This is a genomic window from Xenorhabdus sp. IM139775 (assembly GCF_028598745.1).
In the GTDB taxonomy this organism is placed as follows: Bacteria; Pseudomonadota; Gammaproteobacteria; order Enterobacterales; family Enterobacteriaceae; genus Xenorhabdus.
Genome location: NZ_JAQRFK010000006.1, coordinates 1 through 15,634, shown reverse-complemented (window position 1 = coordinate 15,634; position 15,634 = coordinate 1). Strand labels below are relative to the sequence as shown.

The 15,634-nt window shown below is 54.6% G+C and carries 3 protein-coding genes; all 3 read left to right on the top strand.

The genetic code is table 11. The features are described 5' to 3' along the window. Positions 1-29: 29 nt before the first annotated feature. The 3 genes from ackA to PSI17_RS02205 all read left to right on the top strand — a co-directional run bounded on the left by ackA (position 30) and on the right by PSI17_RS02205 (position 15,482). Positions 30-1,232: an acetate kinase gene (ackA, locus tag PSI17_RS02215; protein ID WP_273550392.1), complete on the top strand. Its 1,203-nt coding sequence runs from the start codon at positions 30-32 to the stop codon at positions 1,230-1,232. Between the two features lie 76 nt (positions 1,233-1,308). Further along, the gene (gene pta, locus PSI17_RS02210) at positions 1,309-3,453 is read left to right on the top strand and encodes a phosphate acetyltransferase (protein ID WP_273550391.1); all 2,145 of its coding nucleotides are present in this window, start codon (positions 1,309-1,311) and stop codon (positions 3,451-3,453) included. A 311-nt stretch (positions 3,454-3,764) separates the two neighbouring features. Next, on the top strand, positions 3,765-15,482 hold the full coding sequence (locus PSI17_RS02205; RefSeq protein ID WP_273550390.1) for a non-ribosomal peptide synthetase: 11,718 nt from the start codon (positions 3,765-3,767) through the stop codon (positions 15,480-15,482). The last annotated feature ends 152 nt before the right edge of the window (positions 15,483-15,634 follow it).

The window sequence follows — 15,634 nt, the reverse complement described above, 5'->3', positions numbered from 1 at the left end:
TAGATCACAACAAGATAATAGGTATTTCCATGTCAAGTAAGCTGGTACTGGTTCTTAATTGCGGTAGTTCCTCCCTGAAATTCGCTATCATCGATCCTACCAATGGTGAAGAATATCTTTCGGGTTTAGCAGAGTGCTTTAACCTGCCTGAAGCTCGTCTTAAATGGAAAATGGATGGCGCGAAAAACGAAGCTGCTTTAGGTGCCGGCGCAGCACACAGCGAAGCACTGAACTTCATTGTTAATACTATTTTGGCTGAAAAACCAGAACTTTCTGCCCAAATTTCAGCCATCGGTCACCGTATTGTGCATGGTGGTGAGAAGTTCACTTCTTCCGTGGTGATCACCGATGAAGTTATCGAAGGCATTGAAGCCGCGATTCCATTCGCACCACTGCACAACCCAGCTCACCTGATCGGTATTGCAGAAGCGAAAAAAGCCTTCCCTCATCTGCTTGAGAAGAATATTGCCGTATTTGACACTGCCTTCCACCAGACGATGCCTGAAGAAGCGTACCTGTACGCACTGCCTTACAACCTGTATAAAGAGCATGGCATCCGCCGTTACGGCGCACACGGCACCAGCCATTTCTACGTTTCCCGTGAAGCCGCCAAGATGCTGAACAAACCGGTTGAAGAGCTGAATGTCATCACCTGCCATTTGGGCAACGGTGGCTCTGTGTCTGCCATTGTTAACGGTCAGTGTGTTGATACTTCCATGGGCCTGACGCCACTGGAAGGTCTGGTGATGGGAACCCGCAGTGGTGACATCGATCCCGCTATCGTATTCCACCTGCACGATGCAATGGGCATGAGCGTCGCCCAGATCAACACCCTGCTGACCAAAGAGTCCGGCTTCCAGGGCCTGACCGAAGTGACCAGCGACTGCCGTTATGTCGAAGACAACTACGCAACCAAAGCTGATGCTAAACGTGCCATGGATGTTTACTGCCACCGCCTGGCGAAATACATCGGCGCATACAGTGCACTGATGGAAGGCCGTCTGGACGCGATTATCTTCACCGGCGGCATCGGTGAAAACTCCGCGCTGGTGCGTGAACTGACCATGAAGAAAGTGGCCCTGCTGGGCTTCGAATATGATCACGAGCGTAACCTTGCCGCTCGCTTCGGCAAATCAGGTGTTATCACGACCGATAACGGCCGTCCTGCCCTGGTTATCCCAACCAATGAAGAATTGGTCATTGCTCAGGATTCAGCACGCCTGACTGCATAACATCAGCAGTCATGATTTTCAGAACCGCCGGCATCGCTGGCGGTTCTCTATTCATGAGTAACATAAAGAGGTTTCCGTGTCCCGTACAATTATGTTAATTCCTACTGGCACCAGCGTTGGTTTAACCAGTGTCAGTCTGGGTGTTATTCGCTCCATGGAGCAAAAAGGCGTTCGCCTGAGCGTTTTCAAACCTATCGCACAACCCCGTCACACGGGTTCTCAGGATCAAACCACTGCCATTATCCGTTCACACTCCAGCATCCATGCGGCTGAACCGCTGGATATGGCGCATGTGGAATCATGGCTGACCACCAATAAAAAAGACGTCTTAATGGAAGAGATCGTGGCGCGTTACCACGAAAACGCCAAAGATGCAGAAGTGGTGCTGATTGAAGGTCTGGTGCCGACGCGCAAACATCCGTTTGCCCAATCCCTGAACTATGAAATCGCCAAGACACTGAACGCTGAGATCGTGTTTGTGACGGCACAGGGAACCAACACACCGGAGCAACTGAAAGAGAGCATTGAACTGACCCGTGCTGAATACGGCGGCAGCAAGAACCAAAACATTATCGGTGTCATTGTCAATAAACTGAATGCCCCGGTTGATGATCAGGGCCGCACCCGCCCGGATTTGTCTGAAATCTTTGATGAATCCACGAAAGCAACGATTGCGCACATTGATCCCAACGCCATCGCCAAAAACAGCCCGCTGCCTATTCTCGGCTGTATTCCGTGGAGCTTCGACCTGATCGCGACCCGTGCGATTGATATGGCCAAGCACCTGAAAGCGGACATCATCAATGAAGGCGCTGTCGAAAGCCGCCGCATCAAGTCCGTGACGTTCTGTGCCCGCAGCATTCCTAACATGCTGGAGTACTTCCGTCCGGGTTCCCTGCTGGTGACTTCCGCTGACCGTCCTGATGTCCTGATCACGGCTTGTCTGGCCGCCATGAATGGCATTGAAATTGGTGCCGTCCTGCTGACCGGGGGTTACTCCATTGATGATTCTATCCGTGAGCTGTGTGAACGTGCATTCAACACCGGCCTGCCAGTGTTCACGGTGAAAACCAACACATGGCAGACTTCCCTGAACCTGCAAAGTTTCAGTCTGGAAGTTCCGGCTGATGACCACGAGCGTATCGAAAAAGTTCAAAACTACGTGGCACAACACATCAGCAGCGCGTGGATCGATTCTCTGGCAGCCGCATCAGAACGCCCAAATCTCCTGTCTCCGCCGGCATTCCGCTATCAGTTGACCGAACTGGCGCGTCAGGCCGGCAAGCGTATCGTTCTGCCGGAAGGCGACGAACCGCGTACCGTCAAAGCAGCCGCTATCTGTGCTGAACGTGGCATTGCCGAATGTATCCTGTTGGGTGATCCCGAAGAAATCCGCCGTGTCGCTGCGGCGCAGGGCGTTGAGTTGGGTGCCGGGATTGAAATAGTGGATCCGGCGGCAGTCCGTGAACGCTATGTTCCGCGTCTGGTTGAACTGCGCAAGAACAAAGGCATGACCGAAGTGGTTGCCCGCGAACAACTGGAAGACAACGTGGTTCTGGGCACCCTGATGCTGGAGCAAAACGAAGTTGACGGGCTGGTTTCCGGTGCGGTTCACACCACGGCCAACACCATTCGTCCGCCATTGCAGTTAATTAAAACGGCACCAAACAGCTCACTGGTTTCTTCTGTCTTCTTTATGTTGCTGCCAGAGCAAGTGCTGGTTTACGGTGACTGTGCAATCAACCCCGATCCAACCGCAGAACAACTGTCTGAAATCGCCATCCAATCGGCAGATTCTGCGAAAGCGTTTGGTATCGAACCTCGCGTTGCAATGATCTCTTACTCCACCGGTAATTCTGGTGCAGGCAGCGATGTTGAAAAAGTGCGTGAGGCAACCCGTTTGGCACAAGAAAAACGCCCGGACCTGATCATCGACGGCCCATTGCAGTACGACGCGGCTATCATGGCCGATGTGGCGAAATCCAAGGCACCAAATTCACCGGTTGCCGGTCAGGCAACCGTGTTTATCTTCCCTGATCTGAACACCGGTAACACCACTTACAAAGCGGTACAGCGTTCAGCGGATCTGGTTTCCATCGGGCCAATGCTGCAAGGTATGCGCAAGCCGGTTAACGACCTGTCCCGTGGCGCACTGGTGGATGATATTGTTTATACCGTTGCACTGACTGCCATTCAGTCAACTCAGCAAGAAAACGCATAAGCAAGACCATCAAGACCCTGTAGAAGAAACAACCCCATGCTTTGGCTGGGGTTGTTTAGTCCGTGATATCCCCTTCATCTCCCCCCAATCCAACCGTTTTCTTTGATAATCATATCACTAGCGCTCATGCGCCACGGTGCCGACTCTCACCATGCCGGTACGGACAACAAAAAGCATCGACACTACATTATTTTTTGGCTAATTTATCCAAAATTACTCTTAATGAGAATAGTTTTTAGTTTAAAACTCTAATTTTTAACAATCCATCAGTTCATTTTTTACCAGCGCACAGCTACACAGGGAGAATGAATATGACACACCCACTAAGTTCGCCTCAGCAAGTTATCTGGCTCGATCAGGTTATCCATGCCGATTCGCCCAAATATAATATTGGCCTTTTTGCCTGCATCGTCGGGGAATTGAATGAAACGTTGTTCGTTAATGCCTTTAAAACGATTGTTTCCCGTCGCGATACATTGCGTTTGCAGCTTATCGACACCCACGCATTACCCCGCCAACAGGTTGATGATACGCGCCCTGTCCCCGTGACCTTCCGCGATTTTTCGTCGCATTCAGACGCAGAAACCCAAGCCAGACAACATATTGATGCCGAATTCATGCGCCCCTTCAGGCTGAATGGTGAGTTGTGGCGATCCGAGATACTGCGGGTAAGCAAGACACGCCGATACTGGCAATTTTGCTGTCATCATTTGATCATGGATGGGATTAGTTTGTTCATGCTCCTTGACGATGTTATTGATACCTATAATGACCTGATAAAAAACAATCTGATAAAAAACAATCTGATAAAAAATCACCCGATAAGGCAAGAAACCCCAAATGAAGCGGCGCACTCTTATCTGGATTTTATTGGGGATGACCAGACTTATTTTATGTCCCCACGCCACTCACACGATGTGCAATTTTGGCAAGAACGCTATAAAAACCTGCCACAACCCCTGCTTGTGCCTGCTGATGCTAAAAAAACAGCAAACCGGGCGCAGCACGCCAAGCCTATTTTTTGGCAAATGGACAAGGCGCTTTTTCAACGTATTGAAACGACCGTTACCCAACAAGGGTTATCCGTCCTGCATTTTATGTATGCTGTTCTGGCCGGCTATTTCACACGGATCACGGAGGCAGATGAGATTGTCATTGGCATCCCCGTGCACAACCGCAAAAATGCCCGACAAAAAAACACCATGGGGATGTTCGCCTCCGTTATTCCGATTGGTGTGGCAATCTCACCAGAGGACACCTTCCTTGAGGTCATGCACAAAGCCGCAGCAGAATTGCGGCGTTGTTATAAGCACCAACGTTTACCCATTGCAGAGATCAACCGACAGACCCACATCCAGCAGACAACGGGACGGACGCAATTATTTGACATCACCTTATCACTCGAACCGTTTACCGCTCACCTGCACATGGAAGGAGAAGATACCGGTATCGAACACGTTGACCTGTATCATGGCTTCCCCTATCCCTTGTCGGTTGTTATCAAGCAGTACACAGACACCGCCTGTCTTGACGATAATCGCCCCCCCGTCACGATTGAGTTTAATTTTTCTACTGACACCCTGGGTACCACAGAGGTCATGACCCTCCAGTCCCGCCTTGCCGTCTTGCTTGACGCCGCCGTCACCGCACCGGAGACGCCAATCGCCGATTTGCCCATCTTGCCAGAGGCAGAGCGCCAACAAGTCTTGGTGGATTTCAACGCCACGCAGGTCGATTTCCCACAAAATACCTTGATTCATCAACTGTTCGAGGAGCAGGTACAACAGCACCCGAATACCATTGCGGTGGTCTTTGACGATCACTGCCTGAGTTATGGCGAGCTGAACCGCCGCGCTAATCGCCTCGCGCATTATCTGATTGCGCTGGGCGTGCGGCCGGACGATCGGGTGGCGATTTGCGTCGAACGCAGTCTGGATCTGGTGGTCGGTTTATGGGGCATCCTCAAGGCAGGCGGGGCCTATATGCCTCTCGATCCGACTTATCCGGCCGAACGGCTGGCATATATGTTCCATGATTCAGCATCAGTGGTACTGATTACTCAGGCGGCGATGGTTGACATGCTGGGCAATAACCTGTCACTCCATGACTTACCGATCCCCATCATCGTGCTGGATGCCCAACAACGCGATGCTTTGGCTGCAAGGCCGGAAGAAAATCCGGATACCCAAGCGCTGGGGCTGACCTCACACCATCTGGCTTATGTCATTTATACCTCCGGTTCCACCGGACAACCCAAAGGGGTGATGGTCGAACATCACAGCCTGTGTAACCTGATTACCACTCAGCAAGACACATTGTCCCTTACCCCGGACAGCCGCGTCTTGCAGTTTGTCTCAAACAGTTTTGATGTTTATATCTGGGAATGCTGCATGGCACTCTTGGCAGGAGCCAGTCTCTATCTTGCCAAACGTGCCAATATCCTGCCCGGTGCCGCCCTGTCCGGTTACTTAAAAAACCATGCCATTACCCACACTTTCTTGTCCCCCACGGCCTTGGCAGCAATGGATGACATACCCGACACGTTGCAAACATTGATCGTCGGCAGCGAGACGTGTTCGTCAACGCTGGTCAAACGCTGGGCGCAAGGGCGGCAGATGATCAATGGCTACGGGCCGACGGAAATCACCATCTGCGCGACCCTTTATTCCTGTGACAGTCAGGAAAAAAATGCGCCGCCGATTGGCCGCCCCATCGCCAATAGCCAAATTTATCTGCTTGATGCCCATGCCCAGCCCGTCCCGATCGGTGTCAAAGGCGAGATCTATATCGGCGGTGTGGGTGTCACCCGTGGCTACCTTAACCGCCCAGCACTGACGGCGGAACGCTTTCTGCCCGATCCTTTCTCGACGGTCGCCGGCTCCCGCATGTACAAAACCGGCGATCTGGCGCGCTGGCGGCCTGACGGCAATCTTGAATACCTCGGCCGCAACGATTTTCAAATCAAGCTGCGCGGCTTCCGCATTGAACTGGGGGAAATCGAAGCCCGCCTTACCCAGTGCCACGGGGTGCGCGAAGCGGTTGTGATTGCCCGCGGGGATATTGCCGATCAGAAACGCCTGATCGCTTACCTGCTCGCCGAACCCGATGCAGAATTGGCACCGGCGGAACTGCGCCAGCAACTGATGCAGCAACTTGCCGAGTATATGATCCCCAGCGCCTTTGTGACGCTCGATACTTTCCCGCGAACCCCCAATGGCAAACTCGACCGGCAGGCGCTGCCGGAGCCGGATCAGGCGGCAATCGCAACACGCGGCTATCAAGCGCCGGTGAATGAAGCAGAAACGGTATTGGCCGGGATTTGGCAAACCTTGCTGAGATTGGACAATATCGGCCGCCATGACCACTTTTTCGAGCTTGGCGGACATTCACTGATGGCGGTCAGCCTGAGCGAGCGGCTGTACAGTCTGGGTTGGTTGCTGGATATTCATACGGTGTTCACCACCCCCGTGCTGAACGAGATGGCGAAAGCGATGCGGGCAGTTCAGGACAATATGATGGCGACGTTTGCCGTCCCACCCAATCTTATCCCTGATGGCTGTACCGCCATCACACCTGATATGTTGACGTTGCTCTCCCTGTCCCAACCCGAAATTGCTGCCATCGCTGCCGCGACCCCCGGTGGCACCGCCAATATTCAGGATATCTATCCGCTCGCCCCCCTTCAGGAAGGCATTCTGTTCCATTACCTGCTACAGGCACAAGGTGACACTTATCTGTTACGCAACGTGTTTGCCTTCGACACCCGTGAACGCCTTGATACCTTTCTGGTTGCCCTGCAACAGGTCATTGACCGCCATGATATTTTGCGCACCGCCGCCTGCTGGCAGGGCTTGGCAAAGCCGGTACAGGTTGTCTGGCGCCGGGCCGTCCTGTGCATTAACACGTTTTTACCGGACAGTGAGCAAGACGTCCCTTCTCAATTGCTGGCGCATACCGATCCGCACCATCGCCGCCTTGATGTGAGTCAGGCTCCGCTTTTCTCAGCCGATATTGCCCATGATCCGCAACAGGATGAGTGGTTGCTGGCGCTGAGCTTCCACCATCTGGTCAGTGACCACATGACGCTGGAATTTATCATGGCTGAAATCAACCAACGCCTGCACGATCATGCTGAAAACTCAGGCTGCGGGAAATGGCCTGCGGCCTTACCTTACCGCAACTTTGTCGCCCAATTCCTTCATGTGAAAGATTCAGGGCACGAGACTTACTTCCGTGAAGTGCTCGCCGGGATTAATGAACCGACTGCCCCCTTCGGCATACTGGATATTCTCAGCGGGGACAGACTGGTCAGGGAGGACACTCAAGCCATTGACCCGGTGCTGGCCAAGGCGATCCGCATACAAGCCCGCCGTCAGGGAGTCAGCCCCAGTGTGCTGTTTCATGTCGCATGGGCACAGGTACTGGCACAGACCAGTGGACGGGATGATGTGGTTTTCGGCACAGTCTTGCTGGGACGAATGCAGGGGAACGCCGACATCAACCGGATGCTGGGGCTGTTTATTAATACCCTGCCCGTGCGGATCCGGCTGGCAGGAAACAGCGCACAAGCGACCGTGCAAGCCGCTTACCGCAGCCTGATGGCGTTGCTGGAGCATGAGCAGGCTCCCCTGGCACTGGCACAGCGCTGTAGCGGTGTGGCACCGTCCTTGCCGCTATTCAGCGCGCTACTCAATTATCGTCATAGTCAACCGGGGGCAATCCATATCGCGTGGGAAGGTATCCGCCTGCTGGCGGTACAGGAGCGAACCCATTATCCGCTCACCTTATCCGTGGATGATTTGGGTGAAGGATTCAATTTGGTTGCCCAAGCGGTTTCAGGTATCGATCCGACCCGCCTGCTCGCCTATGTGACCACCGCCCTGACCGGTCTGGTGGAAGCATTGGACACTGAGTCTCAAAAGCCGATCATGCACATCCCCATTCTGCCCCCGACAGAGCGCCGGCAATTGCTGGTTGATTTCAACGCCACCCAGACTGACTTCCCGCAAGATGCGTTAATCCATCAACTGTTCGAAGCACAGGTGCAACGCAGTCCCGACGCCATTGCCGTCACCTTTGCGGATCAATCCCTCAGCTACGATGCACTGAACCGCCGCGCCAATCGTCTGGCGCATCACCTGATTGGGCTTGGTGTGCGCCCGGACGATCGGGTGGCCATTTGTGTCGAACGCACTCTGGCGATGGTGGTCGGTTTATTGGCCATCTTGAAAGCGGGGGGAGCCTATGTGCCGCTCGATCCGGCTTATCCCGCCGAACGGCTGGCGTATATGCTGGAAGATGCGACACCAAGGATACTGCTTACCCAGACAACGTTGGCCGGCCAGCTAGCCTGTCCGGTGCCCACGATACCATCCGAAACAGTACCATTCGAAACAGTATTACTCGACACCGTGTTACTCGATAACCCCGTGCCGTTGCTTGATGACATGCCGCCCGATAATCCTGATCCGCAGGCACAGGGGCTGACATCACGCCATCTGGCCTATGTGATCTACACCTCTGGTTCTACCGGCCTGCCCAAAGGGGTTGCGATCGAACACCGCAATACCGTGAATTTCCTCACTTGGGCGCGGCAAACGTTCCATCCTGAGGAATTCGCCCACACCCTGTTCACAACCTCGCTGAATTTTGATCTGGCCGTGTACGAATGTTTTGCCCCGCTCATTTCAGGTGGCACCGTACATCTTGTTCCTGATGCGCTTTCATTAGTGACCCAACAGCCGGACACCCAAAAGACAGCCATCAGTCTGATCAATACCGTGCCATCGGCTATCGCTCATTTGCTCGACACTGATGTGATCCCTGCGACTGCGATCCCTGCAACAACCAGAACAATCAATCTGGCCGGTGAGGCACTGAAACCCCATCTCGTTGCACAGTTATTCACGCGAACGGCGGTACAGGACGTATGCAACTTGTACGGCCCCTCGGAGACGACAACATATTCAACTTGGGTACGCATGAACCGGCCAACGGGTTTTGCCGCCCATATTGGCCGCCCGATTGCCAATACCCAAATCTATCTCCTCAACACCAATGGTCAGCCAGTCCCGTTCGGCGTTGCGGGAGAAATTCATATCGCCGGAGCGGGTGTCGCCCGCGGTTACCTGAACCGCCCGGAACTGACGGCAGAACGCTTCCTGCCCGATCCGTTCTCCGACATACAGCACGCCCGCATGTACAAAACCGGCGATCTGGGGCGTTGGCGGCCTGACGGCAATATCGAATATCTCGGTCGCAACGATTTTCAGGTCAAAATCCGCGGGTTTCGTATCGAACCGGGGGAAATCGAGGCTCAATTAGTCCAATGCCACGGGGTACGCGAAGCCGTGGTGCTGGCGTGTGAAAACGGTTCAGGGCAGAAACAATTGGTTGCCTACCTGCTGCCCCGGGCGGGGATTGAACTGGAGCCAGCCGAACTGCGCCGGCAGCTCGCGCAACACCTTGCCGACTATATGCTGCCCAGTGCCTTTGTCACGCTCGATGCCTTCCCGCTGACGCCTAACGGTAAACTCGACCGTCAGGCATTGCCCGCACCGGATCAGTCTGCCATTGCGACACGCGGCTATGAAGCCCCCGTCGGTCACACTGAAGAGGCACTGGCCAAGATCTGGCAAACCCTGCTGAAAATAGAAAAGGTCGGTCGCCATGATCATTTCTTTGAACTCGGCGGCCATTCCCTGCTCGCGGTTCAGCTCACCGCACGGGTACGCCAGAAGCTGGCACTGGAACTCACCTTGCCGCAACTTTTTGCCCATCCCGTCCTCACGGATCTGGCTGCCGTGCTCACCGACACTTTCATGGTTACACAAACAGCGGTAACGCCAACAATAGCAACGCAAACGCTGATCCCTGCCGCCGATCGCCGCCAACCGTTGCCGCTCGCTTTCGCCCAGCAACGCCTGTGGTTCCTCGCCCGGCTCAATCCCGCCGCCAGTCTGGCCTATCATATTCCGGCACGCCTGCACCTGTGCGGACAACTTGACCATTGCGCATTTGCGGCGGCCCTTGATCGCCTTGTCGCGCGGCATGAAAGCCTGCGAACCCGTTTTGTGCTGGCGGATGAACAGCCTTACCAGCACATCGCTGCCGCAGAGAGCGGATTTAAGCTGACTTATCAGGATCTGCGCGGATTAGACAACACCGCCCGCCTGAACCGTATTGACGAACTCACGGAACGCGAAGCCCGAACCCCGTTCGATTTCGCCCACGAATTACTGATCCGGGGTCAATTGCTGCAACTGGCGGCCGGAGAACATGTGTTGATCCTCACCCAGCACCATATGATCAGCGACGGCTGGTCGGCGGGGGTCTTAATCCGCGAACTGGGGGTACTTTACCGTGCTGCGCTCGAAGGACAGGCTGATCCGCTGCCACCCTTGCCGATTCAATATGCCGACTATGCCGTCTGGCAACGCGAGTGGCTGCGGGGTGACATGCTCACCGCGCAACAGAATTTCTGGCAACAGCAACTGCAAGGCGCACCGGCACGGCTGGATCTCCCCACCGATCGGCCACGTCCACCCGAACAACGTTATACCGGCAACCACGTACCCGTTCATCTGAATGCTGACTTATTGTCCGCACTCAGGGCGCTCGGCTTGCGTCAGGGCACCACGTTATTTATGACCCTGCTGGCCGGCTGGGGGATCGTGCTTGCCCGCCTGAGCGGTCAGGATGATATCGTCATCGGCACCCCCGTCGCTAACCGCCAGCGCAGTGAACTGGAAGGGTTAATCGGACTTTTCGTCAATACCCTGCCATTGCGTGTCGAACTGGCGCATTGCCCCACCGTGGCGGAACTGCTCGCTCACGTCCGTGAACGGGCGCTGGCAGCCTATGCACATCAAGACCTGCCTTTTGAACAGTTGGTGGAAACGCTGCAACCTGAACGCAGCCTGAGTTACAGCCCGATCTTTCAGGTCATGCTGGCGCTGAACAATACGCCCGCCCAAACCTTCGAATTACCCGGTTTGTCCGTTTCGTTGCTGGAACAGCCACACCGCAGCGCACACTTTGACCTGACGCTATCACTGAATGAAACGTCACTGAATGAAACGTCATTGAATGAAAGCCGGGATGGACTCGGGGGTTATCTGGAATATGCCTCGGATCTGTTCGACCGTGCGACCGTTGAGCGCATGGTCGGTTATCTCACCAACGTGCTGACCGCGATGGCGGCCGACGAAACACAGGCCATTGCCCACCTGCCGATGTTATCCGTTTCGGAGCGCCGGCAGTTACTGGTCGATTTCAACACCGCTCAGGTTGATTTCCCGCCAAATGCGCTGACTCATCACCGGTTTATTCATCAACAGTACATTCATCAACAGCTTGAAGCACAAGTCCAGCGCACGCCGGACGCAACCGCCGTGGTCTTTGAGGGGCAATCACTGAGTTATCACGAGCTGAACTGCCGTGCCAATCAACTGGCACACAGCCTGATTGCTTCTGGCGTGCACCCTGATGATCGGGTGGCGATTTATGTTGAACGGGGGTTGGACATGATCACCGGCCTGTTCGGGATCTTAAAAGCCGGTGCTGGTTATGTCCCGCTTGATCCCGAATACCCCACCGAACGGTTGGCCTATCAATTATCGGACAGCCAACCGGTCACCTTGCTGACCCAAAAGCGATTACAGCGACGTTTACCCATCGATTTGCCGCAGCAAGGCATCCCTGTCTGGCTGCTGGACGATGAAACGCAGCAAGGCAGGATGGCAAAACAGCCGGAACATAACCCGGACAGCAAGCAAATAGGGCTACAGCCCCATCATTTGGCCTATATCATCTACACTTCCGGCTCCACCGGACACCCAAAAGGCGTCATGCTGGAACATCACAATGTCGCGAGCCTGATCCATGCCCACTGTCAGATCAGTCAGCCCCGATTGGGCGACCGTATTCTGCAATTTGTCACCGTGGCGTTTGATATTTCGGTATCGGATATTTTCCCCACGCTGGCATCAGGTGCGACGCTGGTGCTGCGCCCGTCCCACATCAAAATACCGGATCGCACGTTTGTCGATTTCTTGCGTGAACAAAAAGTCACTATCCTCAATATACCAACCGCCTTCTGGCACCACTGGGTGCAGGAGATCGTCGCCGGACGCGGGGGTTTCAGTCCTTATCTGCACACGGTGATTGTGGGTGGTGATAAAGTGGAATACCGCTACTTAATGGACTGGCTATCGCGCCCGGAGACACAATCCTGCCGTTGGTTCAACGCCTATGGCCCCACCGAAGTGACCGTCACCGCCACGACCATGCGGATAGATAACAAAACAGCGTCAACGATTATCGACAACATTACCGACAACATTCCTATTGGCCGCCCGTTATCCAATACCCGCATCTATATTTTGGATACCTTCGGTCAGCCCGTGCCCATCGGCGTGAGTGGGGAAATTTATATCGGTGGCATGGGGGTCGCCCGTGGTTATTCGAACCAACCGGCACTGACGGCAGAGAAATTTGTCACCGATCCCTTCAGCGATCAGCCCAATGCCCGTATGTATAAAACCGGTGATTTGGGGCGCTGGCGGCCTGACGGCAATATCGAGTACCTCGGCCGCAATGATTTTCAGGTCAAAATCCGCGGTTACCGCATTGAACCGGGGGAAATTGAAGCCAAGCTGGGACAATGCCACGGCGTGCGTGAAGCCATCGTGCTTGCCCGTGAACTGGCTCCCCAAAAACTGTCTTCCCAAAAACGGTCTAGCCAAAAACGGTCTAGCCAAGAAAACATGCCGGCTGAAAAACGGCTGGTGGCCTATCTGCTCGCTGAACCCAATGTGAAACTGGTGCCGATGGAACTGCGCAAACAACTTGCGCAACACCTTGCTGATTTTATGCTGCCCAGCGCCTTTGTGATCCTCGACGCTTTCCCGCTGGCACCCAATGGCAAACTCGACCGTAAAGCCCTGCCGATGCCGGATCAGTCGGCGATCGTGACCCGCGCTTATGCCGCCCCCACCGGCGCGGTGGAAATCGCACTGGCCGAGATTTGGCAGGCATTATTAGGATTAGAAAAGGTCAGCCGTTATGACCATTTCTTTGAGCTGGGCGGTCATTCCCTGATGGTGGTCAATCTGATTGAACGGCTGCGTAATCAGGGTCATGGCCTTGATATCCGCACGGTATTTTCCGCTCCCGTGCTGGCTGAAATGGCGAAAGCCGTGTGGTCAGTTCAGGACAACGCGACCCCATTCACGGTGCCGCCTAATCTTATCCCGGAGGGTTGTACCACCATCACGCCGGACATGTTGCCGTTAGTTTCCTTAACCCAACATGAGATTGATACCGTCGCGGCAACGATCCCCGGCGGGGCTGCCAATATCCAAGATATTTATCCCCTCGCGCCATTACAGGAAGGCATGCTGTTTCACCACCTGTTGCAGACCGAAGGGGATATTTATCTGTTACACATTTTACTGGCTTTCGATACCCGTGAACGTCTCGATATCTTTCTGGCGGCTTTGCAGCAACTGATTGACCGCCATGATATTTGGCGTACCGCCGTCTGCTGGCAGGGATTGAAACAACCGGTACAAGTTGTCTGCCGTCAGGCACCCCTGCGCATCGACACGTTTATACCGGACAATATGCCGGACAGCGACAAGGACATTCCGTCTCAATTACAGGCGCATACTGATCCCGGCCAGCGCCGCCTTGATGTGAGTCAGGCACCACTGTTATCCGCCGATATCGCCCATGATCCACAGCGGGGAGAATGGTTGTTGGCCTTGTGCTGCCACCATATGCTCAATGACCACATGTCGCTGGACGTTATCATGGCGGAAATCAACCAGCGACTGCACCCGCGTCCCAAACACCGATCCCCGCCGCCTCTTCCGGTACTGCCTTACCGTCAGTTTATTACCCAATCCTTGCGGGTGCCCATGTCAACCCATGAAGCCTATTTCCGTGAGATCCTCGCCGATGTGGACACACCGACTGCGCCTTTCGGGATACTGGCGATCAACCGTGGAGAGAAAACCGTGACAGAAGCCGTACAGCCCCTGAGTGCTGCCTTGTCCAAGGCGATCCGCACGCAGGCACGCCGTCAGGGAGTCAGCCCCGGCGTGCTGTTCCATGTTGCGTGGGCATTAGTATTGGCAAACGTCGAGTTGGCAAAAGCAAGTGCAAGGAATGATGTGGTTTTCGGCACCGTCTTACTGGGACGTATGCAGGGCGGGATAGGCCTTGATCAGATCTTGGGGCTGTTTATCAATACCCTTCCGGTCAGGATACGGCTGGCGGGAAACAGCGTACAAGAAACCGTGCAAACTACCTACCGCAGTCTGACCCGGCTTCTGGAACATGAGCAAGCCCCACTGGCATTGGCTCAACGCTGTAGCGGTGTCACTCCGCCCCTGCCACTCTTCAACGCCCTGCTCAACTATCGCCACAGCCGACCGGGTTCAACCCGCAACACATGGGAAGGCATACGCCTGCTAACGGCACAAGAGAGGACTCACTATCCCCTTTACTTGGCGGTGGATGACCGGGGTAAAGGCTTCCGATTAGCAGCCCAAACCGTGGCCGGCATTGATCCCGCCCGCCTGAACACGGGTATGATCAACGCCCTGACGGAACTGGTTGACGCATTGAACACCGCGCCCCACCAGCCAATCGAGAACCTCCCCATTCTGCCCGCCGCCGAGTTTCGGCAGTTGTCGGGTAACGTCACGGGCACCCCCGAACACCCGGCACTACCTGTCTCTGCCCCGTCTGCTGTGGCGACACTCGGCGATGAAGCCCCTATCGGCGACGTGGAAATCGCACTGGCTGAGATCTGGCAGGCGTTGCTGAAAACTGAACAGGTCAGTCGCCATGATAATTTCTTCAAGCTGGGGGGTCATTCACTGGTCGCGATACAACTGCTGTCCCGGATGTATGCGCAAGGTATGCCAGTTCCGCTGGCGGCGTTATTCACTCACCCAACCCTGTGTGAATTGGCGTTGGTTGTGCGGGAGACTTGTGCGGGATATAAGTCACAGGATTGAAATGGTCAGGCACTGCCTTATTCCTCGCAACGCGGAGAATAAGGCGTTTTCAAATTTAAATGTTTCACTCTATCCACCACACTTAAAACGATAGCATCCATTTTGATATTCCCACTGACCATTGCCTGCCGGTCGTAATGCCATAAATCGCC